The sequence below is a fragment of the Candidatus Dadabacteria bacterium genome, assembly GCA_026705445.1.
Taxonomy (GTDB): domain Bacteria; phylum Desulfobacterota_D; class UBA1144; order Nemesobacterales; family Nemesobacteraceae; genus Nemesobacter.
Window position 1 is genome coordinate 1 of record JAPPAR010000014.1, and the last position, 22,042, is coordinate 22,042.

At 50.4% G+C, this 22,042-nt stretch carries 21 protein-coding genes and 2 tRNA genes; 16 read left to right on the plus strand and 7 right to left on the minus strand.

The window, feature by feature from the left end; genetic code table 11:
- Positions 1 to 44 precede the first annotated feature (44 nt).
- Together OXG75_03430 and OXG75_03435 are read right to left on the minus strand one after the other, a co-directional pair.
- The gene (locus tag OXG75_03430; protein ID MCY3625038.1) at positions 45 to 368 is read right to left on the minus strand and encodes a peptide chain release factor-like protein; all 324 of its coding nucleotides are present in this window, start codon (positions 366 to 368) and stop codon (positions 45 to 47) included.
- Positions 369 to 393: 25 nt separating this feature from the next.
- Positions 394 to 837, minus strand: a complete 444-nt coding sequence (locus OXG75_03435; protein ID MCY3625039.1) for a CBS domain-containing protein — start codon at positions 835 to 837, stop codon at positions 394 to 396.
- Positions 838 to 963: 126 nt separating this feature from the next.
- Here OXG75_03435 and OXG75_03440 point away from each other — a divergent pair, with 126 nt between their 5' ends.
- The 7 genes from OXG75_03440 to OXG75_03470 all read left to right on the plus strand — a co-directional run bounded on the left by OXG75_03440 (position 964) and on the right by OXG75_03470 (position 7,318).
- Positions 964 to 1,203 carry a BolA/IbaG family iron-sulfur metabolism protein gene (locus OXG75_03440; GenBank protein MCY3625040.1) on the plus strand — a complete coding sequence of 80 codons (240 nt, stop codon included), beginning with the start codon at positions 964 to 966 and terminating at the stop codon, positions 1,201 to 1,203.
- A gap of 11 nt (positions 1,204 to 1,214) precedes the next feature.
- Positions 1,215 to 1,535 (plus strand): Grx4 family monothiol glutaredoxin, encoded by a 321-nt coding sequence (grxD, locus tag OXG75_03445; GenBank protein ID MCY3625041.1) that lies wholly within the window; start codon positions 1,215 to 1,217, stop codon positions 1,533 to 1,535.
- A 94-nt stretch (positions 1,536 to 1,629) separates the two neighbouring features.
- Positions 1,630 to 2,124: an acetolactate synthase small subunit gene (ilvN, locus tag OXG75_03450; GenBank protein ID MCY3625042.1), complete on the plus strand. Its 495-nt coding sequence runs from the start codon at positions 1,630 to 1,632 to the stop codon at positions 2,122 to 2,124.
- Positions 2,125 to 2,139: 15 nt separating this feature from the next.
- Positions 2,140 to 3,156, plus strand: coding sequence for a ketol-acid reductoisomerase (gene ilvC / locus OXG75_03455; protein MCY3625043.1), 1,017 nt, complete (start codon positions 2,140 to 2,142; stop codon positions 3,154 to 3,156).
- A complete protein-coding gene (locus tag OXG75_03460) occupies positions 3,156 to 3,803 on the plus strand; it encodes a phosphatidylserine decarboxylase family protein (protein MCY3625044.1) in 648 nt (215 codons plus the stop codon). The genes ilvC and OXG75_03460 overlap by 1 nt, the downstream gene beginning before the upstream one ends.
- Positions 3,791 to 4,624, plus strand: a complete 834-nt coding sequence (gene pssA, locus OXG75_03465; protein MCY3625045.1) for a CDP-diacylglycerol--serine O-phosphatidyltransferase — start codon at positions 3,791 to 3,793, stop codon at positions 4,622 to 4,624. Before OXG75_03460 ends, pssA begins: the two co-directional genes overlap by 13 nt.
- Positions 4,625 to 4,708: 84 nt before the next feature.
- Positions 4,709 to 7,318 carry a pitrilysin family protein gene (locus OXG75_03470; protein MCY3625046.1) on the plus strand — a complete coding sequence of 870 codons (2,610 nt, stop codon included), beginning with the start codon at positions 4,709 to 4,711 and terminating at the stop codon, positions 7,316 to 7,318.
- Between the two features lie 43 nt (positions 7,319 to 7,361).
- Here OXG75_03470 and OXG75_03475 read toward each other — a convergent pair whose 3' ends face one another.
- Positions 7,362 to 8,261 carry a mechanosensitive ion channel gene (locus OXG75_03475; GenBank protein ID MCY3625047.1) on the minus strand — a complete coding sequence of 300 codons (900 nt, stop codon included), beginning with the start codon at positions 8,259 to 8,261 and terminating at the stop codon, positions 7,362 to 7,364.
- Between the two features lie 118 nt (positions 8,262 to 8,379).
- On the opposite strand from OXG75_03475, the gene OXG75_03480 reads away from it, so the two are divergent.
- From OXG75_03480 to OXG75_03490, 3 genes are all read left to right on the plus strand, one after another.
- Positions 8,380 to 8,453, plus strand: a tRNA-Lys gene (locus OXG75_03480).
- Positions 8,454 to 8,524: 71 nt separating this feature from the next.
- A tRNA-Leu gene (locus OXG75_03485) sits at positions 8,525 to 8,606 on the plus strand.
- A 28-nt stretch (positions 8,607 to 8,634) separates the two neighbouring features.
- Entirely contained in the window at positions 8,635 to 9,612 is a 978-nt protein-coding gene (locus OXG75_03490) for an FAD:protein FMN transferase (protein ID MCY3625048.1), read from the plus strand.
- A 12-nt stretch (positions 9,613 to 9,624) separates the two neighbouring features.
- Here the strand turns inward: OXG75_03490 and OXG75_03495 are convergent, their stop codons facing one another.
- The 3 genes from OXG75_03495 to OXG75_03505 all read right to left on the minus strand — a co-directional run bounded on the left by OXG75_03495 (position 9,625) and on the right by OXG75_03505 (position 12,120).
- Positions 9,625 to 10,122 (minus strand): hypothetical protein, encoded by a 498-nt coding sequence (locus tag OXG75_03495; GenBank protein ID MCY3625049.1) that lies wholly within the window; start codon positions 10,120 to 10,122, stop codon positions 9,625 to 9,627.
- Positions 10,123 to 10,142: 20 nt separating this feature from the next.
- Positions 10,143 to 10,688 (minus strand): FMN-binding protein, encoded by a 546-nt coding sequence (locus tag OXG75_03500; protein MCY3625050.1) that lies wholly within the window; start codon positions 10,686 to 10,688, stop codon positions 10,143 to 10,145.
- A 118-nt stretch (positions 10,689 to 10,806) separates the two neighbouring features.
- A complete protein-coding gene (locus tag OXG75_03505; GenBank protein ID MCY3625051.1) occupies positions 10,807 to 12,120 on the minus strand; it encodes a hypothetical protein in 1,314 nt (437 codons plus the stop codon).
- Positions 12,121 to 12,397: 277 nt separating this feature from the next.
- On the opposite strand from OXG75_03505, the gene OXG75_03510 reads away from it, so the two are divergent.
- The 6 genes from OXG75_03510 to OXG75_03535 all read left to right on the plus strand — a co-directional run bounded on the left by OXG75_03510 (position 12,398) and on the right by OXG75_03535 (position 20,422).
- Positions 12,398 to 14,332 carry a cytochrome c/FTR1 family iron permease gene (locus OXG75_03510; GenBank protein MCY3625052.1) on the plus strand — a complete coding sequence of 645 codons (1,935 nt, stop codon included), beginning with the start codon at positions 12,398 to 12,400 and terminating at the stop codon, positions 14,330 to 14,332.
- Positions 14,333 to 14,488: 156 nt separating this feature from the next.
- Positions 14,489 to 15,796 carry a trigger factor gene (gene tig, locus OXG75_03515; protein ID MCY3625053.1) on the plus strand — a complete coding sequence of 436 codons (1,308 nt, stop codon included), beginning with the start codon at positions 14,489 to 14,491 and terminating at the stop codon, positions 15,794 to 15,796.
- 23 nt (positions 15,797 to 15,819) lie between these two features.
- Entirely contained in the window at positions 15,820 to 16,422 is a 603-nt protein-coding gene (gene clpP, locus OXG75_03520; protein ID MCY3625054.1) for an ATP-dependent Clp endopeptidase proteolytic subunit ClpP, read from the plus strand.
- Positions 16,419 to 17,711, plus strand: a complete 1,293-nt coding sequence (gene clpX / locus OXG75_03525) for an ATP-dependent Clp protease ATP-binding subunit ClpX (protein MCY3625055.1) — start codon at positions 16,419 to 16,421, stop codon at positions 17,709 to 17,711. Before clpP ends, clpX begins: the two co-directional genes overlap by 4 nt.
- A gap of 77 nt (positions 17,712 to 17,788) precedes the next feature.
- Positions 17,789 to 18,037, plus strand: coding sequence for a hypothetical protein (locus tag OXG75_03530; GenBank protein MCY3625056.1), 249 nt, complete (start codon positions 17,789 to 17,791; stop codon positions 18,035 to 18,037).
- Between the two features lie 162 nt (positions 18,038 to 18,199).
- Complete coding sequence (locus OXG75_03535) at positions 18,200 to 20,422, plus strand: TonB-dependent receptor (GenBank protein MCY3625057.1); 2,223 nt, start codon at positions 18,200 to 18,202, stop codon at positions 20,420 to 20,422.
- 293 nt (positions 20,423 to 20,715) lie between these two features.
- Here OXG75_03535 and OXG75_03540 read toward each other — a convergent pair whose 3' ends face one another.
- Complete coding sequence (locus tag OXG75_03540) at positions 20,716 to 21,975, minus strand: hypothetical protein (protein MCY3625058.1); 1,260 nt, start codon at positions 21,973 to 21,975, stop codon at positions 20,716 to 20,718.
- Positions 21,976 to 22,042 lie beyond the last annotated feature (67 nt).

The window sequence follows — 22,042 nt, forward strand, 5'->3', positions numbered from 1 at the left end:
CAAAAGGCTCAAACCCTGATTCTAGGGGTGGTGCACTTCAATGTTCAAGGGGCGTGTTTTATTATTTTCTGCGCTTTTTTTCTTCCAACAGAGTCTTCTCCATGGATCTGCGTCGCGATTTTTTCGGTGAGGCTTCTCCTTGCGAGGAATCTGTTAAGCGCTTGGGAGCGCTCCCTCATAACCTTCACGGTAATGCCGCTTGGGCGGTGTCGCAGGTGAACGCAGGTGGCCAACTTGTTTACGTTCTGTCCGCCGGGTCCCGAGGATCTCGTGAAAGTTTCCTCGATATCTTCTTCCCTTATGCCGAGCCGCCTCATTTCCCGCTCGAGTGCCGTCTGTTTTTCCTTTGAAACTCCGAAGTTTTTCATGATGGCACGGCGGGCCGAAGACGGATTATCTTACTATCAGTTTCAGAAAATCGGATACCGAGACAAGCCCTACGGGTTTTCCCTCCTCGACCACGACAACGCTGTGGAAGCCGGTTCCGGCTAGCTCTTCGAACACATCTTTTACAGATGCGTCCGGGCCGATGGATATGGCTGGGCTGCTCATTACTTCCTTCACTGTGATCCGCCCGGCATCCTCGTATACCTTTTCAATTTTTCCTTGGTCAAACCACTGTCCGAAGAGCTCGAGGATTTCGGTTCTCGAGAAGGAAACGGTGGTTTTCTTGGCGATAAAGTCGCTTGCGGAGATGAATCCTGTAAGCGTTCCGTCGTCGTTTACTACGGGAAGCTGGTCGATCCTGAGCTCAAGCATCTTGCGCGCACACTGCTCAAGCGAATCATCCTCGTTGGCAGTGATCGCAGGGCTGGTCATTATTTCTTTTACTTTCATCTGTGCTTGGGAACCTCTTTTTCTGGCACATTAAAGATAAAACAGCCGGGGATTTTTGCAAGGCAGCTTGCGCTAGGTCCCCTTTCTTGGAAACGCACTGATATGCGTATATAATTCCCCGCTGTGATGGAAACGCAGCGGATCCGTGAGATGATAGAGCAGGGCATTTCAACATCGTTTGTCGAGGTTGAAGGGGACGGAACGCATTTTCAGGCAGTCGTCGTATCCGAACAGTTCAGGGGCAAGCCGCCTATTGAACGTCACAAGCTTGTTTACGCGGCGCTTGGAGATGCTATGGAATCCGAAATTCATGCCATCTCTATAAAGACCTACACGGACGATCAGTGGGAGAGACTTAAAAAGTAAGGAGCGGGGCAATGCCGGATATACAGAAAAAAATAGGGCGTCAGATCGAAGAGAACCCTATTATCCTTTACATGAAGGGGTCAAAAGAGATGCCGCAGTGTGGTTTTTCGGCGCAGGTGGTGAACATTCTCAACTACTACAAGGTGGATTACGAAACCGTCGATGTTCTTTTGGATCCGGAGATCCGCCAGGGGATAAAGGACTACTCGCAGTGGCCGACCCTTCCGCAGCTCTACGTTAACGGCAATTTCATAGGCGGATGCGATATATGTACCGACATGCATGTAAACGGGGAGCTGGGGGAAATTCTTAAGGAAGACGCCGGGGGCTGAGGAGCTTTGGTGGTTGGCTGGTGGGTATTAACATTTTTCGGGGATTCGGTATAATTGCGTTTTCCTGACAATTTTTCACCACTTTGGAGGTTCCATGAAATCGAGGCACACGATATCAATAACGGTAGACAATGAAGCCGGAGTACTCTCAAGAATCGCGGGGCTTTTCAGCGCTAGGGATTTTAACATAGAGAGTCTTAATGTCGCGGAAACCCAGGAACCGGGGACGTCCAGAATAACTCTGGTCACAACCGGCGACGAAGCCATAATTCAGCAGATAATAAAAAGGTTCAACAACATGGTCAATGTGATCAAAGTTGTAGACATGACCGAACTTGACCGCGTGGAAAGAGAGATGATTCTCATCAAGGTCGATGCGAAGGCCGATTCCAAGCCGGAAATTCTGCGGATTGCCGACATATTCCGGGCCAAGGTCGTCGACGTGTCTCCAAGGTCCTACACGTTCGAGGTTACCGGGGATGAACAGAAAATTCAGGCGTTTGTTGAACTTCAACGACCTTTCGGGATAAAGGAAATCGCGAGAACGGGAACCGTCGCCATGTCCCGGGCGAACAAGAAGAGCAAGTAAAGGAGGATATAACCGGTGAAAGTTTACTACGATGAGGATATTGATCCGTCTAAGCTTAAGAAAAAGAAGATTGCGATCATAGGCTACGGAAGCCAGGGTCACGCCCATGCCCAGAACCTGAGAGAGAGCGGAGTCTCGGTCACGGTCGCAGACATTAAGGACAGTCCCAACTGGAAAAAGGCCAAGGAGGCTGGTTTTAACGTGAAGCCGGTTTCCGCCGCTTCCAAATCCGCGGACATAGTGGTTATGCTGGCTCCGGATACTTACCAGCCGGCGATATACCATGAGCATGTCGAAAAGAATCTGGTTGCCGGAAACGCGCTTATGTTCAGTCACGGTTTTAATATTCACTACGGACAGATCAGACCGCCTGCGGGCGTGGACGTGTTCATGGTCGCTCCCAAGGCCCCGGGGCACACGGTAAGGGACCAGTATGTCGGGGGTGCCGGTGTACCGGGACTCGTAGCCGTTCACCAGAACTCGACGGGCGACGCTAAAGATCTTGCTCTTGCTTACGCCAGAGCCATCGGATGTTCAAGGGCGGGAGTTATAGAGACGACTTTCAAGGACGAGACGGAAACCGATCTTTTCGGGGAGCAGTCAGTTCTCTGCGGAGGGCTCACGGCCCTTATTCTGGCAGGATACGAGACGCTTGTTGAAGCCGGTTATCCGCCCGAGATGGCTTACTTCGAGTGCTGCCATGAAGTCAAGCTTATAGTTGACCTCATATACGAGGGAGGGATAGCCAACATGCGCTACTCGGTGAGCGATACGGCCAAGTACGGAGACATAACCAGGGGCCCGAGGCTTATAAACGACTCCGTGAAACAGGAGATGAAAAAGATAATCGGGGAGATTCAGTCCGGACAGTTCGCCTCGGAATGGATACTTGAGAATCAGGCTGGAAGGCCTTCCTATAACGCGCTTCTCAGGCAGGGTGAAGAGCATCCGATCGAAAAAGTCGGCGCCGAGCTTAGGGGGATGATGAGCTCGCTTTTCCAGAAGAAACTGGTCGATAAAGACAAGAACTGATGGATTTCCGATTTGTGAGGGTCGCAAGCGAGGGGCTCGGTATAATTTATGTTTCAGCCGCGCTTTGTATTCTCCTCGCGCTTCTGGGCTCTCTCTCTTTATTTTTAGTATTTCTTCTGCTCACCGCTTTTTTCGTCTTTTTCTTCAGGGACCCTGAAAGGAAACTTCCTCCGCTTGAACCCGGTTCCGTGATCTGTCCCGCAGACGGGAAAATAATAGATATCTCGGAGACGTTTGAAGACGATTATCTTAAGCGGAACACCCGAAGAATAAGCATTTTTCTCTCTATCTTCGACTGCCATATAAACAGGTTTCCCGTTTCGGGCAAGGTAGTCGGAACCACTTATTACCCCGGGGAATTCAAAATGGCTTTTAAGGGTGATTCATCCGAGGCCAACGAGCGGCTTGTCACCCTGATTGAGTGCGAGAGCGGAGTCCAGGTGGTTATAGTCCAGGTGGCTGGTTTTCTCGCGAGAAGAATCGTATCGCGTGCGAAATTCGGCGACGTATTGGAAATCGGGGAAAAATTCGGGATTATAAAGTTTGGTTCAAGGTTGGATGTTTACCTGCCCGAGGATGTGAAGGTGGGTGTCGAGGTAGGGCAGAAAGTCGTGGCCGGCAGGACGATTATAGCGTGGCTAACTTGAGAAAAAAAAGAAGGAGAAGGTCTCCCCGTCCGGGGAGGGTTATCCCCCTGCTGCCAAGCATGCTCACAACCGTGGGTCTTGCGTTCGGACTTGCGTCCATAGTGACTTCGATTTCCATCCACGGGGACCGTGCCTCAGCCGTAGTTTCTGAGGAATGGCTTTTTAACCGTTTCTGGTGGGCAGCGGGATTTATCGGCATGGCGGTACTTGTCGACATGCTTGACGGCAGGATAGCAAGAGCTCTTAACTCGGAGAGCCGCTTCGGTGCGTCCTATGATTCGCTCTGCGATCTTGTATCATTCGGGGTCGCCCCGGCAGTGCTTCTTTACGTTTGGGGGCTTTCGGAATATGGAAATCCGGGACTGATGGCGATGCTTTTCTACGTGGTCTGCGCAGCGCTTAGGCTTGCGCGTTTTAACGTGCAGTTTACAACCAAGGAAAAGCGCATGTTCACGGGTCTTCCGAGTCCTATGGCTGCGGGACTTATTCTCTCTCCGATACTCCTTCTCTCTGAGTTTCAGATTATTGCTACCCCACTTATGAAATCTTTTTATCTTTTCTTCGTTCCTGTTGTGGGACTTGTTATGGTTAGCGAGGTTCCATACAGAAAGTTCCCGCGGATTGCCAGATTCGGACCTTTCAGCACTCTTGTTGCGGGCTCCATAATAATTGCGGCGTTTATTACCAATCCCGGAGTGATCGCGGTCGTTATAACTTACTGCTATTTTATCCTCGAGCTCGGACGTTGTGCCTGGAAGCTGGCCGCGAAGGCTACATCGCGGGACAAAGAGTCAGAAGCCTTGGCCAGCGACGAGTCCTAGGGGTTTTCCCTCCGGAGGCTGGAGTCGATGAAAGGAGTTTTCAAATTACTTTTTTTGTTCATTCTGATTACGGGAGCAAGTCTTATGAGTTTAAATGCCCAGACCTTTGCGGGTGTCGAAGGAGTAACGAAATACAGTCTTTCTAACGGCATGACCGTGCTTCTTGAGAGAAACGATTCTTCTCCGGTTGTTGCCGTTAACGTGTGGGTGAAGACCGGAAGCGCATGCGAGGTGGAGGGCGAGTACGGTCTCGCGCATGTGCACGAACACATGCTTTTCAAAGGGACAGAAAGAAGACGGGTCGGCGAGATAGCCGGGATGGTCGAGGCAGGAGGCGGAGACATAAATGCGTTTACTTCCTTTGACGAGACGGTTTACTACATCGTAAGCGCGCGGCGCTTTCTGCCTATGGCTCTCGATGTGCTCTCAGACGTCATGGAGAACTCGACTTTCGACCCTGCGGAGCTTGAGAAGGAGCTTGAAGTTGTCCAGGAAGAGATAAGAAGGGGAGAGGACTCTCCCTCAAGGGTAATCAGTCAGAAGCTTTTCTCCACGGCCTACAGCGTTCATCCCTACGGAAGGCCCATAATAGGAACCAAGCAGAGCGTTGGGAGCTTCACCAGAGACGGAATACTGGATTTCTACAGAAAGTGGTATTCCCCGGACAACATGATTCTCGTTGTGGTCGGGGATTTTGATCCTGAGGGAATAAAGGACGCGGTGGCCCAGACTTTCGGAAAAATAAAGAAAAGAAAAACTCCTGAGTGCGAACTTCCTCCAGAGCCCGAGCAGAAACGCACTAGAACCTTCGTTATCGGCCGCGACGTAAACACGGGCTACTTCAGTTTTGCCTTTCATACCCCCTCGGCGAGCCACGCTGACACTCCCGTTCTTGACGTCATAAGTGGCATACTCGGTACCGGGGAAAGCTCCAGGCTCTACAGAAAATTAAAGGAGCAAAACGCCACCGTAAACGACATATACGCCTACGCTTACAGCCTCAAGGAAAACGGTCTTTTCCTCGTGGGCGGAGTTCTTGATCCCGGTAAAGTAGAAAAGGCCTCAAAGGAGATAGTAGCGGAGATAGAGCTTATAAAAAACGAACCCGTCGCGGCCGAGGAGCTTGCCCGCGCCAAAACTAACATAGAGAGGGACTTCATCCGCGCCAAGGAGACCATGCAGGGACAGGCGAGAAAGCTTGGTTACTTCGAGCTTGAAACGGGAGATTACAGCTACGAACGCCTCTACCTTGAAAGGGTGAGGAACGTTACCCCAGAGGACGTATTGCGGGTGGCCAGAGAATACTTGACGCAGAAAAACCTCACCGCGGGAGTGCTGCTTCCTAAAGACAAAACCAAGGGGGTTGAGAAGGGCTTCAGAAAAGCCCTTGTTTTTCCTGGAGCGACCCAGAAAAAAGAAAAGAAAAAAGCTTCCTCAACGCAGGCGGAATTTAAGAAATACGAGCTTTCAAACGGAATCCGGGTTCTTTTGAAACGCAATCCGGCCGTTCCGCTTTTCTCCGTTCACGCGGCTTTCCTGGGCGGCCTCAGGTATGAGGACGAAAACACAAACGGAATTTCGAACTTCATGTCCGGGATGTTCACCCGTGGCACCTCGAGCCGCTCCGCAGAAGATATAGCCACTCAGATAGAAGGGCTGGGGGGAACGGTTGACGGGTTTTCCGGGAAAAACAGCGTTGGGGTGACTCTCTCAGCCTTAAGTGAGAACTTTGAAGGGGCAATGGATATTTTCTCAGACGTGATACTTGATCCTTCTTTTTCCGATGAGGAAATGGAAAGAGAGAGAAGGGAAATTCTGGCCGCTTTGGAAAAGCAGAAGGACAACCTCACGGGAAAAACGGTCAGGAATTTTCTGAGGACCCTTTTCCTTAAGCACCCTTACAGGTTCAACGTTCTGGGAACCGAGGAAAACATAGACAGGTATACCTCGGCCGATGTCCGGAAGTTTTACAAAAAGGTTATAAGACCCGAGAACATGGTCATCTCCGTCGCAGGCGACATTGACGCGGAGAAAACCCTCGGCGTTCTTGAAAAGCTGTTTGGCGGAATGAAACAGGACGGCTTCGAAAAGACCCAGCCGTTGCGTGAGTCCGCGCTTTCTGCCCCGAGGGAAACTGTCGAGTTTGAGAGAGACAAAGCTCAGACCCACATTATCGCGGGTTTTCACGCCCCGGGGTTTAAAAGCCGCGACCGCTATGCGTTCGAGGTGCTGAATTCGGTGCTCTCAGGTCAGGGGGGAAGACTCTTCATTGAGCTTCGGGACAAGAAAAGCCTCGCCTATGCCGTTACCTCGTTCTACGTCCCTGGGATGGAAGGCGGCTATTTCGGCGTCTATATAGGAACTGCTCCGCAGAAGGAAAAAGAGGCACTCGGAGCGATAAAGGAACAGCTCCAGCTTGCCTTGGAGGGTGTCGGGGAACATGAGCTTGAGAGGGCGAAGAACTACATAGTCGGCAGCTTCGAGATAGGGCTCCAGAGAAACTCCGCCCAGGCGTCCACGGTCGGATTTGACGAACTTTACGGAATAGGCACTTACGAATACAGAAAGTTCCCGGAGAAGATACTTGCTGTTACGGCTGATGACGTAGCTAGGGTGGCCAGGAAGTACATAAATCCTGAGACAGCCGCGGTTTCCATCCTGAAACCCGAGGGAGATTCCACTGAGAACAGGTAGCAGGGAGCCTGTTTTTCCCAGTTCAGGGAGAGAGCCCTGCTTTTTAAGGACTCTCGGGCGGAGGAGTATAGAAGCGCGTCGTCGGGTAAGCGAAATCGATGTTGGGGTACTTTTCAAACTCGGCCAGTATAGCTTCCCAGATAGTCTGCTCCGATCCCCTTTTCTCTCTCGGGTTTATTATGTATCTGATTGAGAAAAGGACTCCGCTGTCTCTTGTCGACATGTAAACCGCCGGGGTTAGCTTCGAGAAATGTATCATGTATCTCTCGGCGGCTAGGCGGAGCTGTTGTTCGGCCTGCTTTGAAGAGGATTCGATTTTTTCTTTCGCTATTCTCTCAAGAATTTCACGAGTCTTTCTCCAGTCGCTCTCAAACGTTACGAGGACATGTATCTCATTCCATATATAGTTAAACGCGCCGTGGTAGTTCGCGGTTCTTTCCTTCAGCACATGACTGTTGGGAATATGTATGATCCTGCCCGTACTCTGTTCAGCTTCAACCCAGTTTCCGACCTCGACTATGCTGAACTGAAACAGCCTTAAATCTATTACGTCCCCCTTGGTTTCTCCTATCTGTATGCGGTCTCCTATTACGAAGGGTTTTCTCCAGAGAATGAAGAACCAGCCGGCAATGTTGGCTATGGTCTCATGAAGCGCTATGGCGAGACCGGCGCTCGCGATACCCAGGTAGGTTCCTATAGGGCCCAGACCCTTTATCCACAAGCTGCCGACCAGTATTATGGCAAGGAAGGCGTAGACGTACCCTATAATGCGTTTTGAGTAATAGACTGTCCTGAGATCTTTCGTGTTCTTGGTTATGATCGAGATGAGGATTTTTCTTAGGAAGAACAGGATCGCCACTATCAGAATAGAAAGCACCAGGTTCTCTATCTGCGAGCTGTAAGCATTGTGGTATTCTCTGAGGTGATTTATTAGATTTTCCACAACTTCAAAAATAAACGATCTCGGGGAAGAGTTCAAAAAGTCGGGTTTTTTAGCTGCCTGGGCCGCCGGACGTTTCGATTTTCATTTATTTTCTTTTCTTTTCTGTTATTCTGTTTCCGGGCTGCTAGCTCAGTCTGGTAGAGCAGCTGACTCTTAATCAGTCGGTCGTGGGTTCGAATCCCTCGCAGCCCACTTCATTTTGCGTCTTAAGGCACTGCCCGGAAGTACGATTCAGAGTGCCTGACGATTTTTGGCTGTAAAGGGCGAGAGTGGCGGAACAGGCAGACGCGCTAGATTTAGGATCTAGTACCTTAGGGTGTGAGGGTTCGACTCCCTCCTCTCGCAGAAAAACGCTTTACGTGATTCTCAAGACATGCGCCACCTTGCGCTTTTAGTTCTGCTTTTTTATTCCTGCTCCCACGGTACGGAGAATCTCTACGAGAGATCCTTTTACTCGATGGGCTCAACGGTGGAACTTAAGTTTTATTCCCCAAGCGAGGAACTCTTCCACCGGGTTGTTGATGCCTGCGTGGAGAGAACCAAGGAAATAGACCGGCTTTTCAGTAACTACAGGGATGACAGCGTTCTTGCCGAGGTGAACAGAAATGCGGGCGTCGCTCCCGTTTCCGTTCCCACAGAGTTTCTACGTCTCGTGCGGACCTCGATTAAGTACTCGGAGCTTACCGAAGGGGCTTTTGACATAACTATCGGCAGTCTTTTCGAACTCTGGGGGGCTGAGACCAAAGCGGGTCGGTTACCCGGTCGGTCACGGATCCGCGACGCACTTGGGTGTACGGGTTTTCGGAAAATAAAGATAGACGAAGTTAAATCCCAGGTTTTCCTTGACGGCGACTGCGTTAGACTCGACTTCGGAGCTATAGGAAAAGGTTACGCGGTTGACGAGATGGTAAATATCGCCAAGCAAAACGGGATCAAGAGGGGGCTTGTGAATTTCGGGGGAAACATATACGCAATGGACCCCCCTACAGGCAAAAAGTTCTGGGATGTGGGAGTGAGAAAACCCGGGAGCGGAAGCGAAATCATCTCGAAGCTTGACCTTGTGAACAAGGGTGTCGCGACTTCAGGAGATTACGAGCGCTACTTTGAGCACGAGGGGAAAAGATACTCCCATATAATAAATCCCAAGACGGGTTGGCCGGCTGAGGATGTGACTTCGGTTGTAGCCGTTTCCAAAACCGCTACGGAAGCCGATGTCTTCTCGACTGCCGTTTCGGTTCTGGGTCCGCGTGGCGCAAAGATGTTTACCAGGAAGGATAAATCACTGGGTTTCTTGATCGTTGAGAAGAACGGAGAGAAAAGGTCCTGCTTCGGGTCTTATGCATGCCCGTAGGGTGCGGGGGAATCACTGCTGCGGCTTCGGGTACTCTGGTTTTTTTCTGTAAAGATAAAATGTCACGAAAATGATCAGGTAAAGAAGAGATATCTGAAGGACGACAAAAGAGCCGATTTTGACATAGGCAAACTCGGCGCTTACGTACCTCACTAGCCAGCCCCCGGCTATATCGAGAAAGGCTGAGCCATAAGACGCTATTATGACGAGGAGCTTTTCGGCGGAGCTTCTGTTCGTAAAAAGAAAAAGATGGTTGAGAGTTACAAGCAAAACGGCCATTGAGAAAAAGTGGAAATGAGCTTCCTCGAGCAGTCCAAGATAGCTTCTCGGAGACCTGAAACTCTCTTCGGATCCCCTGTAGTACTCAACAACGCTTTCATAGCTGAACCCCACTTTAAGGAAAAGCAGAAGGTTGGTTAACCACAAAAAGAGGAAGAAAATAGTCGTGAGCAGAACGACAAGTTTTAACAGATCGTTTTTTCTTATGTCCGATGAAATGAAGAATTTCATTTTTCTCTCCTGAATAGAAGTTATTGATCAGTCGGAGTGCCGAGCATAACCCTGTAGACTGCGAGAACCCTTCTCGTGGCTTGCGAAAAAGATACGGCACTTATAGTGGCTCCGGTAATGTTGGGAACTCCCTTTCCTACCTTCATTCTGTCCATCTTGGTTTTTTCCAGGAACAAGTTTATCCATTTTCCGCTTGGCATGTAATCTGTGGGTTCGAAAAATGCGAGGGTTTCGGCGTGGCGAAGCGTCCCATCGGGATTTATTACGAACATTACGGTTTCGGTCAAAGTACGAAGAGTGTGGGTATCGATAACCGCGTAGCCTGTTTCTTTTCCGCCGGATTTCGCTATGTAGAAAGTGTAGAGTCTTGAACCTACCTCTGCCTTGGCCATTTCGCGTACGCTTTCGGCTTGGGGTTTGGTGAGAAAAACGTGTCTTTTTTCTATTTCTTCTGCTTCAGGGAAAAGGAGCTCAAGCGCCTTGCCCTTGGTAAGAAAGACCTTGGCGGATGCATCTCCCGCACCATGCAGAAAAAACAAAAGCGTTATTAAGATAAGGATTCTCATACTCATGATGAAATAAGGGCAACATTCTATCTGAATATTGCCCTTTTGAAGAGAGAGAAAGAGAGAAAAAAAGAAACATAAACCCGCGCCCGTTTATCGCGGATTTAAGTCCTATATCCTAAAACACGTACCCAAGCCCGAAATTGAACTGATCCGTCGCTTCATCCGCGGCGTTATCAAGATTCTGATACTCGGCTTTTATGACTACATTTGGGATCGGTTTGTAATTTATACCGAAAGTATATTGGGTTCTTTTGTTTGCCGGGTCTCTTTCATATCCGGCGGGAACTTTCTCCTGAGTATCAAATTTTTCATACCGGAAAAAAGGCGTCAGATACTCCAGGTACTTGCTTCCGGAGTTGAGCGCAGAGAAAATGTTGTATGCTCCTAGAACATACCAGCCGGACTGTTCTTCCCCGACGGATTTGTTGCCTTCATACTCATTAAGTTGGTTTATAAGCGCGGAGTCATCCAGCATGGTCCAGACTGATAGAGCTCTCAGATCTAACCCGGCATACTGAAACTGCGCGTCAACTTCGTACATCTGGAAAAGGCCGTCTATCGCCTGGCCATTAACTTCTTCGTCCTGTCCCGTGTTGCCGTAGAACATGGACCCACCGATTTTCAGTCCCGGAATAGGATCGTACTCAAGCCTTCCGACAAAAGCTATGTCGTCGAACCTAGCCCTGTTCCCCTTGATCCGAAGACTCCTGTTGTCCGATGCCTTGAATCCCCGAGCATCGGCGCTCGACATCGCATAGGCCCTGTAAGAAAGCTCTCCGCCGCCGCCCAGATCAAACGTTCCATGTGCCCCGGCCCCGGACTCTCTCCATGTACTCGGAATTATCCGCCTCTCCACCTCGGGTCGACCCACTCCGTAGAACGTCGTCGGCTCATGAATCTCGTTTACTATTCCGAAAGGAGTCAGGAGAAGTCCGGCTCTCAGGTTGAATTCATCGCTTATAAGAAAATCAATCAGCGCAAACTCAACCGATGCCGACCCCGCTTTTCCATCCTTATTACTTCCCGTCGTACCGTGCTCGAATTCTATTTCTGAGTTGAAAACTATCTGGTCGTTGTACTTGTAGCCATTATAGAGAACAAGTCTCAGGGTATCCACTATGTCGTGCGAATCCTCTTTTACGTTGGCTATCAGGAGTTCACCGTATCCCCCGAACGATACTCCTTGGTCAACCCTGTAGACTTTTGACGCTGCGGGGGCCACCCCGAATTCTGTCTCATAGACCGGAGGCTCCGTTACCGAAGCGGACTTTATAGCTTCTATCTCATCCGCTAGAATTTTTATCTGCTCCTCAAGCTTTTTTATCTTTTCGTCCGAAGCTGTAGCCGCTAGAGAAACCTGAGTCCCTACAAGTAAAAAAATCAGGAAGAAGACAGAAAGAATTTTCCACCGTCTTGTATAATTAAGCATCTGTTGACATCCTCCTTTTGCGACCTGTTAGGGTTGCGCAATTAATAGATATTCTGGATATTTAATATCCATGATACAGATTTATAACATTCTGGAGTTATGATGTCAAGAATTTTTATTTACAGACAAGAAAATCAGCGAAATTACCCGTCTGATTTTCTTCCCGGAACCATGTAGAAAGGTGAAAATGACGACAATGAGAATTATTGACAATAAAGGTCTAGAATGGTAAAAAATACCTTCCCTGACTCCCAAGATGGGGAGATGTCCGCGGACTATGCTTAAAAAAAGTTTCTTCTATTTGTCAGTTCTCATATTTCTTCTTTTTCCCGCGCTCTCTTATGCCACGGAGATAGACAGGATTCTCTCTCTTGTCGATTACATAGGAGGAGATTACCCAAATGCCGTAAAAGAAGGGAAGATCATAAACGAATTTGAGTATCAGGAAATGCTGGACTTTTCTTCCGCAGCTGTTGGCCTGTGGGAAAAAACGGGTGAAAAGAGAGAAGGAACAACTGATTTTTCCGAAAAATTCGCACGTCTGCACTCAATTGTAGTATCCAAGGGACCCGCCTCCGAAGTGGAAAGCCTTGCAGGTGAACTGAAGGGGCGGATCATTTCAGCCTATGACATCAAACCCTATCCGGCGAATATACCCGATTACGAAAGCGGAAAAGAGCTTTACGTAAGCAACTGTTCCTCCTGTCATGGGCTCTCAGGAAGGCCGGACGATGCTTTCTCTAAGACCCTCAATCCTCCTCCCACGGATTTCACAGACCCTGATATAAATCTCGGGCTCTCACCCTTTAAAGTTTACAACACCACCACTTTCGGGATCGAAGGTACCGCCATGACCTCGTTCGAAAAAGTGCTTGACGAAAAACAGAAATGGGATGTGGCGTTTTATGTTCTCTCGCTCGGGTATCCGGACCTTCCCTCAGGCGGAGGTACTTCTGGGCTCTCCACGGAGAATATTCCCCATGATGTAAGAAAGCTTGAAAATCTTGCCCTAGCCAGCAATGCGGAGATTTTTCTTAATGTCGGAGCCGGGGGCAGTGACGAAGAAGTTCTTTTTTATCTGAGAACCGCTTATCTTCGGGATGGAATTGCTGGAGGTGCATCCGAAGCTATAGCCCATACCCTGAGGAAACTTGAAGAGGCCATCGATCTTTACGAGGCCGGTAGAAAGGACGAGGCTTTCAAGGAGGCTCTCGACGGGTACCTGGGAGGGTTTCAGAGAATCGAACCTGCCCTGGTATCGAAAAAAAGACCGCTTGTTCTTGAGGTTGAGAAAAAAATGGGATTTTTCAGGTCATTAGTGATGTCCGACCGGGACTCCTCCGAGCTTCATGATCTGAAAGCTAGCATAGAGGAGAATCTTCGCGAGTCGGAACGCATTCTACAAGGCGGCTCATCGCTCGGCAACTACCTGAGTTTTGTTAATTCCTTTGCCATAATACTCAGAGAAGCGCTTGAAGCTCTGCTGATCATTGCGGCCATTATCGCCGCTTTAGCGCATTCAGGTAACCGCGGGATGATCAGGTACGTTCACTACGGGTGGGTGCTTGCCATCTTTGCAGGACTGGCGACGTGGGTTGCGGCAAGAACTATAATAGACATCTCGGGGGCTAGGAGAGAGATTGTGGAAGGAGTGACTTCTCTTCTGGCAGCAGTGATTCTTTTTTACGTAAGTTACTGGCTTGTCTCAAAGGCGGACGTAAAAAAATGGAAGGAATACGTCCGCTCCAAAACCCAAGGCGCGCTTACCCGCAGAAGCGGTCTTACTCTTGCTTTTGTTTCGTTTCTTGCCGTTTACAGGGAGGCTTTCGAGACGATGCTTTTTTACCAGGCGCTTTTCTTCCAGACCGGTTCATCCACGCCGCACGTGATCTATGGACTTATTGCAGGAGTGGCGGTCGTGTTCGTAATAGCCTTTCTTATGTACAGGTTTACCCTCAGGATTCCTCTTAAATACTTCTTTTCCTTCACGAGCGTTTTCCTCTACTTGCTCTGTTTCATACTTCTTGGCAAGGGAATACTTGAACTCCAGGAGGCGGGAATTATTTCTTCAACTACGGCTGATTTCATTCCTTACATGGATACTCTCGGGATATATCCCTCTTATGAGAGCGCGGTCCCCCAAGCTGTCCTCCTTCTCCTTGCCTTTTCTTTGTTTGCACGAAATTACGTATACCGGGAAAAACATTCGTAAGCTGCGAGCGACGTTCAAGGTGTGACGTGCAAAAGGTGTGACGTTGGGTTTTTAACTTCGGATTTGAAAATTCACTTTGAGTTACGGAGCATACTAGAATTTTTCGAATAATGATATATTGTTACCTGAATTCTTTGCCGAGGGGTTTTAGACAAAATGAAGATAGATGTTGAGGATATTGACAGCACCAGAAAAAAGATAAGGGTTTCTCTTACCTCAGATCAGGTTGCGGAAAAAAGAAATTCCGTGTTCCGTGACGTTATGGGGGGAGTAAGTGTCAAGGGGTTTAGAAAGGGAAAGGTCCCCCGTCACGTGGTCGAGTCAATGTACGGAAAGGAAGTCGACCAGGAAACCGCGTCCAACCTCGTTTCGGAAACCCTGTCCGAAGCCCTCGCGCAGCACTCGCTTTTGCCGGTAACGCGCCCCGACATTACCGAGATGGATGATGTAAAGACCGGAGAGGATTTCGCCTATTCGGCTGAATTCGAGGTTGTTCCCGATTTCGAGCTGTCCGACTACAGCTCAATTCCGGTGAGGAAGACCGTCCTCCGGGTGACCGAGGAGGATATAGACGCCGAGGTGCAGAAACTCAGGGAAAGATCCGCACAGTCAAGGCTTGTCGAGGAAGACCGTCCTTCCAGGGAGGGCGATTATCTTTTTGTAGACTACAGCGGGAAGTTTGAGGACGGGGAGACCATAGACGATCTTAACAGGCAGAATGTAAGGTTCTTGCTGGGCGAAGAACAGTTTGCCCCCGAGTTCGAAGAGAACCTGCTTGGGAAAAAAGCGGGCGAGGAAACTCAATTCTTGGTCTCCTATCCGGAAGATTTTCTGATAGCCGAGGCTGCCGGAAAGGCCGTCAGTTTCACCGTCAAAGTGAATGAGATTCACGAAAGGGTCCTTCCCGAGGCGGACGACGATTTTGCGAAGGATTTTGACGTCGAGGGTATCTCCGAGCTGAGAGAGGCCATAAAGGAGCAGCTTGAGCGCATCCATGAAGACGAACAACTCTCATCCATGAGGGATCAGATAGTCGACGACCTTCTTTTGAAAAACCAGTTCGATGTTCCTCCGTCACTGCTTGAAAAGGAGGAGGAGAGTCTTAAAGCGAGATTCCTCTCCGACATGCAGAGAGGCGGAGTCACGGAGCCCGAGATCGGGGAAGACGTGGCTTCAAAATTCACCGAGAAGGCCGCCGAGAGTGTCAGGACATCCATAATTCTCGGCCGCATCGCTCAGAAGGAGAACGTGAGAGTTACCCGTAAGCAGTTAAACGAGCACATAGACCGCCTGGCCGCTTCATATAATCTTCCTTCCGATCAGGTGCACAAGGCTTATGAACAGCCGGGGACTATGGAACATCTGGAATCCCAGATCAAAACCCGAGGGGTTTTGGATCTTCTCCTGGAGCGGGCCCAGATTGAGGAAGTAGAGGGCGAACCCGCGCAGATTGACAAGGAATAACACGCTTAGTTATAATCGGTTCAATGATAACCGATTTCATACCCTACGTTATTGAGCGTACGAGCAGGGGCGATCAGGGCTACGATATTTTCTCAAGGCTCCTTAAGGACAGGATCGTCTTTATAGGTTCCGACATAAACGATGCGGTAGCCAACGTCGTAATCGCCCAGCTCCTTTTTCTTGAATCCGAGAACCCCGAGACGCCTATTTACCTCTACATAAATTCCCCTGGAGGGCATGTTACCTCCGGTCTTGCCATCTACGACACAATACAGTACGTGAAGCCCGAAGTCTCCACCATATGCATCGGGCAGGCGGTCAGCATGGCTGCGGTTCTTCTGGCAAGCGGCGCGTCGGGCAAAAGGTACGCGCTGCCTCACTCGAGGGTGATGATTCACCAGGTGCTCGGAGGTGTTTCCGGGCAGGCAAGCGACATAGAGATACACGCAAAGGAGATCGTCAGGGTGAAAGAGCAGCTCAACTCCATACTCGAGAAGCACACCGGGCAGACTCTTGAGAAGATAGCAAGCGATACGGACAGAGACTTTTTCATGACCGCTCAGGATTCTATTGATTACGGTATAGTGGATGCCATAATTACCGAAAGGGAGGAGGCAACCGGATGAGTCCCAGAAAAAGCAAAGAAGAAACGAAGCACTACTGTTCTTTCTGCGGGAAGAATCAGGAAGAGATCAACAAGCTCATAGCGGGCCACGGCGTCTATATCTGTGATGAGTGCATAGACCTCTGTAACCAGATCATAGAGGAAGAGAGGACCAAGGACAGCGCTTTTCCGAAACCGAAGAAATCCTTTCCGACCCCACAGCAGATGAAGTCCTTTCTTGACGGATACATAATAGGTCAGGAAAACGCCAAGAAGGTACTTTCCGTTGCCGTCTACAATCACTACAAGCGGATGCAGTTTAACGAATCCGGTAGGAGAACAAGCGACAAGGTGGAAGTGGAGAAAAGCAACATACTTCTCATAGGCCCCACGGGTTCAGGAAAAACCCTGCTTGCGCAGACGCTGGCCAAGATTCTCGACGTTCCATTCACCATAGTAGACGCTACCTGCTATACGGAAGCCGGCTATGTGGGCGAAGACGTGGAAAACATGATAGTGAGTCTCCTTCAGGCGGCAAACTACGATGTCGAAAAAGCTTCCCGTGGAGGCATTATCTATATAGACGAGATAGACAAGCTCACGCGCAAATCAAGCGACAGTCCCTCGATCACGAGGGATGTCTCGGGAGAGGGTGTGCAGCAGGCGTTGCTCAAGATAATGGAAGGTACTCTGGCAAATGTTCCTCCCAAGGGGGGAAGGAAGCATCCGCAGCAGGAATTTACCCAGGTGGACACCACGAACATCCTTTTCATATGCGGTGGTGCTTTCTGCGGTCTTGAGGATATTATCCGCGCAAGAATCGGGGAAAAGTCCATTGGCTTCGGGGCGAAGTTGTCAGACAGGACTGCGGAGGACGAAAGCAACTTTCTCAACAAGGTCCAACCTGAGGATCTTGTTCAGTTCGGACTGATTCCCGAATTCGTCGGAAGAGTCCCGATAATTGCCAGTCTGAGCGAACTTACCGAAGAGCAACTGGTCGAAATTCTGACCGAACCCAAAAACGCTATCGTGAAGCAGTTTGAGAGGATGATGGAAATCGAGAAGGTGCAACTGGAGATAACGGAAGATGCGAGAAAGGCCATTGCCAGGGAAGCCGTCTTGAGAAATACCGGGGCCAGGGGGCTTCGGGCCATCATAGAAGCGATTATGCTTGAGGTTTTCTATGAAGTGCCTTCGCTGCAGGGGGTGACGCGCTGTGTGATTGACGAGAGCGTTATAGCCGGGCGCAACGATCCCAAGTTTTATTTTGAGAAATCGGACGAGGAAGCCCAGAAGCTGCTGGGAACATAGAAGGTTTGTTGCGGGTGGAAGTTCCATTGCACCCGTGCCCCAAGGGCTCCCTTCTGAAACCGTTAATCCCGAAACCGATGATTGACAAGGAACTGTTTGAAATTCTTGTGTGTCCTGAGACCGGGGAACCTTTTGAAGAGGCCGGTCGGGAGATCGTTGTGCGGCTTAACGAACTTGTTGAGCTCGGAACTCTGGTTGACAGGTCGGGAGAGCGGGTTTCCGAGAAAATCGATGGGGGCCTTATTTGCCGTGACGGGAAATATCTCTATCCCGTAAGGGAAAACATACCGATTCTGCTAATTGAAAATTCTATCCCGCTTGCCTGATTTGTCGTCAGTATTAATAAGCGTGGCTGTGTGTCTGCTGTGATGTGACCGGGGGTCTGGTGTCGTGCGTTGCAGTTTCCGTTACGTGCTGATCTCAATTACTTTGGATTTTCTGTTCGGCATTATGCTATAATTAAAGTTCTGATAGAAAGGGGGCATCAAATGATTAAAAGAAAATTTCGGTCCGCAATGAAGGGACTCTTGTGTCTGTTTCTCGCAGGTTTACTCTTGGCGTCGCTCGGCGGCGGTGACGCATCCGCACAGGACGATGACACAGTCGCGCAGAATATATTCGGAGTAAGCGGCGTATTTCTCGAAAAAATCACGGTCACCGCCCGAAAACGGGAGGAGCTTATTCAGGATGTTCCCCTGTCGATTACCCATTTCAGCTCAGAAGAGATTGAAGCCCTTAAGGTAAATGACCTTGAAAGTCTTGCGGTGCGCATGCCCAACGTGGCGCTTGACGATGCCATCTCGGGAATGTCGATAGCCAACTTTTCCATCCGCGGCGTAGGAATAAACGACTCCATAGCGTCTGTTGATCCGACTGTGGGAGTTTTTGTCGACGGCGTGTATATGGGGCAGATAAGCATCGTTTTGTTTGATACCTTCGATGTTGAAAGCATAGAGGTGCTGAGAGGGCCTCAGGGAACGCTCTTCGGGCGGAATGTTACGGGGGGTGCGGTACTTATTAACACGAAGAAGCCGGGAGATGTTTTTGAGGCATCAGCCCGCGCTTCGTTTGAAGGAGGAGGCGAGAGCCTTAACAGCTATTACATGAGCACAATCGGAGGCCCGATCAGCGAGACGGTAAGCGTTAAGGTAAGCGCGTACACGAATCAGGATAACGGTTGGTTTAAGAACCTCCACACGGGCGAGGCTTTCGGAGAAAACGACATACGGATGGTGCGAACGGCGATTTCGTGGAACCCGACAGATGACGTAAGCCTTATTCTGCGTTACCAGTACGAAAAAACGAGAAACGACGGCACCGCGTCACAGAACCGGCGCGACTTTGACCTCAATAGTCATGATTTCAGTATTGATGAGGAAGGCTTCAGGAGGCATGAACATCACTTCTTCACCGCTCAGCTGGACTGGGATGTGGATTTCGGAGACGGCACCGTGACCAATATATTCGGGTTTTACGATGCAGAAGGTACCGCTTTGATTGATGTCGATGCTACTCCGCAAGATGTTTTCCACATACGCGGATGGACCCCATACCGCCAGTGGAGCAACGAACTGCGCTACGCGGGCAGATTCTTCGAAAGTCTCCACGCGACGACCGGTCTTTATTACTTTACAAACGAGATAAACTACCATGATAGCCGTTATATACTGGGAGGAGCTCTAACCCAAAACTTGGGAGGGGATTATTTTGTTGATACTCTGGGAGTGTTTGTTTCGCTTGATTACGATCTGACGGATCGGGTAACGCTTATATCGGGCGCCCGTTACAGCTATGAAAAGAGAAAGGCGGAGACCGCTTCCGCTAGTCCGACGCCCTGCAACATTGCGGTCGGACCGGCATGCGAGTTTGATTTCACCGACGAGGAGACCTGGAACAGCTGGTCGCCCAAAGTTGGCGCTGTCTACCATGTAAGTGACGGAGCGAACATTTACGGACACTGGACCAGAGGATTCCGTTCAGGGGGCTATAATCTGCGAAATAGTTATCCACCGACTGAAGAGCTTCCGGGGCCGTACGATGAGGAAAGGATCGATACCTTTGAGGCGGGATTCAAGATATCCGCAAACAGGGGGATCCTAAACGGCGCGGTTTTCTATAACATGATTGATGATGTGCAGCGGATAATAACTCTCCCTGAATCGTCAAGCGGTATCGCACAGGAGATTCGCAACACTGCGGACGTGGAAGCCTTCGGCTTTGAACTTGACGGACTGGTTGCTGTTACCGGGAACTTTTTTCTTCTGGGTTCAGTAGGATATGTAGATCCCGAGTACACCAAAATAAAATATGACCTTAATCTGGATGGTTCGCTTGACAAAAAAGACTTGGCTCTTGAACTTCCCCGGGCCGCGAAATTAACCTGGAGCGTCGGCGCTACCCATAGCGTCGGACTTGCGAACTGGGGCAAGATGGTTTCAAGGGCAAGCTATTCATATCGCGACAAGTCATATCTCTCGGATGACAATACGGGATATACTCCCGAGCAGAACATTGTTGAGGCCGGAATTGATATCAGCCCGATGAACGAGAGGTTTTCAGTTGGGTTCTACGGAAAGAACCTTCTTAACGAGGTCAGGCACGGAAGCTATCAAACGCTTGACAATCCTCTGTTTCCACAATTGGGAGGTTCATTCACGCCGCTTTCCAAGGGCAGAACCTTCGGTGTGCAGCTGACCTACCGGTACAGGTGACGGAGAAAAGGAGACACACGTGCCGGTGAATGTCATGTCCGTGATCCTGATGGATCTGCGTGTGCTTGGACGAGTCCGGCATCTTTTTCCAAGACAGGGGCGCATTTCGAACCACGTGCGGTAAATATCTTTCAACCCGCCAGCGGTCAGGTTAACGGGTTTCTGGCGGAATCCCCCGGGGGAGCGTGGCGGGAGGAATTGCAGTCGGTCTCGCCATAATTGTTCACGGAGTCGGTGCACGGGCTCGGAGCGGGCAAGATTGACGGACGCCGGTGTCGGCGCCGCAGCGGTTGTTACTCAAAGTAAAGAGTATGCTCGACCGGGTAGATTTCCCCTGCCTGCCGGCAGATGGCGGAGGGAAGGCCTGAATTTCTCCGCGTTCGTCCTGCTGCGTACTGGAACCCTGGGCCGGAAGCGTGCTCGTCACAGGCCAGACATGGGTTCAGGTTCCCCCGCTCGTCGGCATGCGCGTCGTCCATGTCATTTGTCAGCACGTTCCAGAGCCCGTAGTGCTCCACGCAGGTCTTCATGCACCAGCGTCTGGTGTGCAATACGTTGTATGTCCAAGTCTCGGCGCATGGCTCTGCAAAGCCGACTTTTTCCATGAGACACTTCTTGATGCCATCTGCCGTAAGCTTCCTCCCGCACGTTCTTGCTGGCTTCGTCAGATTCGGTTTTGCTAGGTAGACGGCGAGATCACGCAAGGAGGAGCACGTTCCGCAGTGATAGCGGTGTGTAACGACATGGCCTTGCGAAAGCGCGCTTTCCTGGTCGGGAAACGTGCGTAGCCGGTAGTCCACGCGATCCGGGTCCACGAACTGGACGGCACACACCTCGGTATTTGAGCCCAGTGACGAGTGCCACCGCAGCACCGGCTCCTGACCGTAGAACAGAAACGTTGCCCTGGTCTCATCGATCTCGTAGCTCCTCGTGTCCAGGGGCAGGGGATAGCGTAGTCCCGCAATGCTGGAGTAGGATTCACGGTACCGGGGCTCGAACGGACTAGACGTAAGAAAGCCGCCCGCGTCTCTTGAGAGTGAAGCACCGGTTTCTGTATCTCCGCTCCCGAGATCCAGATGGTTATAGACCTCGTTGCCGTTTAGAAGGTTCGTATTCCGCAGACGTTCAACCAGTGCGCCGGTTCCGGACAGACTGGGCGCACGATCGTCGGCGCAGACAGAATCATCCCGGGAAACTTCCTGGCCCAAAGAGGGGGGAAGCGGCAGGAGCCACGCGATCAGCACCAGCACGGCCCCCAAGCCGGCGTACTTCCCCACCTTGGCGATGGGGGTTCCGTTTGAACCGCCCGCCGTACGCGGTCGAGGATTCCCGCTGTTGGCGCGGTGAGCTTTGATTTCCGAGTGTCCGGAACTTTTTCCCGCCGCCCGAATGTCATCAATTGCATCTCTTCCCGCTTTTTGTGTTCCACGCTCAGATTCCGGAATGTTTTTTACACCCGCGCCAGTGCTCCGGCGAGGAAGCCTCGGGCTCGGGGCAGACGCACTCAGAAAGAAACTCCTTATTTTTTTTCTCAGGTTCTTGAGCCTCTTCATTTTCTCTAAAACAAGCCAAAAACAGCTTGTAGCAACATATCTCTATCTGAACAGAAAGGGGAGCAGG

Excerpts from the sequence above, each read along its gene's own strand:
- OXG75_03460 (MCY3625044.1), top strand. The coding sequence starts at position 3,156 with ATGGATTTCCGATTTGTGAGGGTCGCAAGCGAGGGGCTCGGTATAATT.
- ilvN (MCY3625042.1), top strand. The coding sequence starts at position 1,630 with ATGAAATCGAGGCACACGATATCAATAACGGTAGACAATGAAGCCGGA.
- tig (MCY3625053.1), top strand. The coding sequence starts at position 14,489 with ATGAAGATAGATGTTGAGGATATTGACAGCACCAGAAAAAAGATAAGG.
- OXG75_03530 (MCY3625056.1), top strand. The coding sequence starts at position 17,789 with ATGATTGACAAGGAACTGTTTGAAATTCTTGTGTGTCCTGAGACCGGG.
- clpX (MCY3625055.1), top strand. The coding sequence starts at position 16,419 with ATGAGTCCCAGAAAAAGCAAAGAAGAAACGAAGCACTACTGTTCTTTC.
- OXG75_03435 (MCY3625039.1), bottom strand. The coding sequence starts at position 837 with ATGAAAGTAAAAGAAATAATGACCAGCCCTGCGATCACTGCCAACGAG.
- OXG75_03470 (MCY3625046.1), top strand. The coding sequence starts at position 4,709 with ATGAGTTTAAATGCCCAGACCTTTGCGGGTGTCGAAGGAGTAACGAAA.
- OXG75_03535 (MCY3625057.1), top strand. The coding sequence starts at position 18,200 with ATGATTAAAAGAAAATTTCGGTCCGCAATGAAGGGACTCTTGTGTCTG.
- OXG75_03500 (MCY3625050.1), bottom strand. The coding sequence starts at position 10,688 with ATGAGAATCCTTATCTTAATAACGCTTTTGTTTTTTCTGCATGGTGCG.
- OXG75_03495 (MCY3625049.1), bottom strand. The coding sequence starts at position 10,122 with ATGAAATTCTTCATTTCATCGGACATAAGAAAAAACGATCTGTTAAAA.
- OXG75_03540 (MCY3625058.1), bottom strand. The coding sequence starts at position 21,975 with ATGAAGAGGCTCAAGAACCTGAGAAAAAAAATAAGGAGTTTCTTTCTG.
- grxD (MCY3625041.1), top strand. The coding sequence starts at position 1,215 with ATGCCGGATATACAGAAAAAAATAGGGCGTCAGATCGAAGAGAACCCT.
- OXG75_03490 (MCY3625048.1), top strand. The coding sequence starts at position 8,635 with ATGCGCCACCTTGCGCTTTTAGTTCTGCTTTTTTATTCCTGCTCCCAC.
- OXG75_03510 (MCY3625052.1), top strand. The coding sequence starts at position 12,398 with ATGCTTAAAAAAAGTTTCTTCTATTTGTCAGTTCTCATATTTCTTCTT.
- clpP (MCY3625054.1), top strand. The coding sequence starts at position 15,820 with ATGATAACCGATTTCATACCCTACGTTATTGAGCGTACGAGCAGGGGC.
- OXG75_03440 (MCY3625040.1), top strand. The coding sequence starts at position 964 with ATGGAAACGCAGCGGATCCGTGAGATGATAGAGCAGGGCATTTCAACA.
- OXG75_03430 (MCY3625038.1), bottom strand. The coding sequence starts at position 368 with ATGAAAAACTTCGGAGTTTCAAAGGAAAAACAGACGGCACTCGAGCGG.
- OXG75_03505 (MCY3625051.1), bottom strand. The coding sequence starts at position 12,120 with ATGCTTAATTATACAAGACGGTGGAAAATTCTTTCTGTCTTCTTCCTG.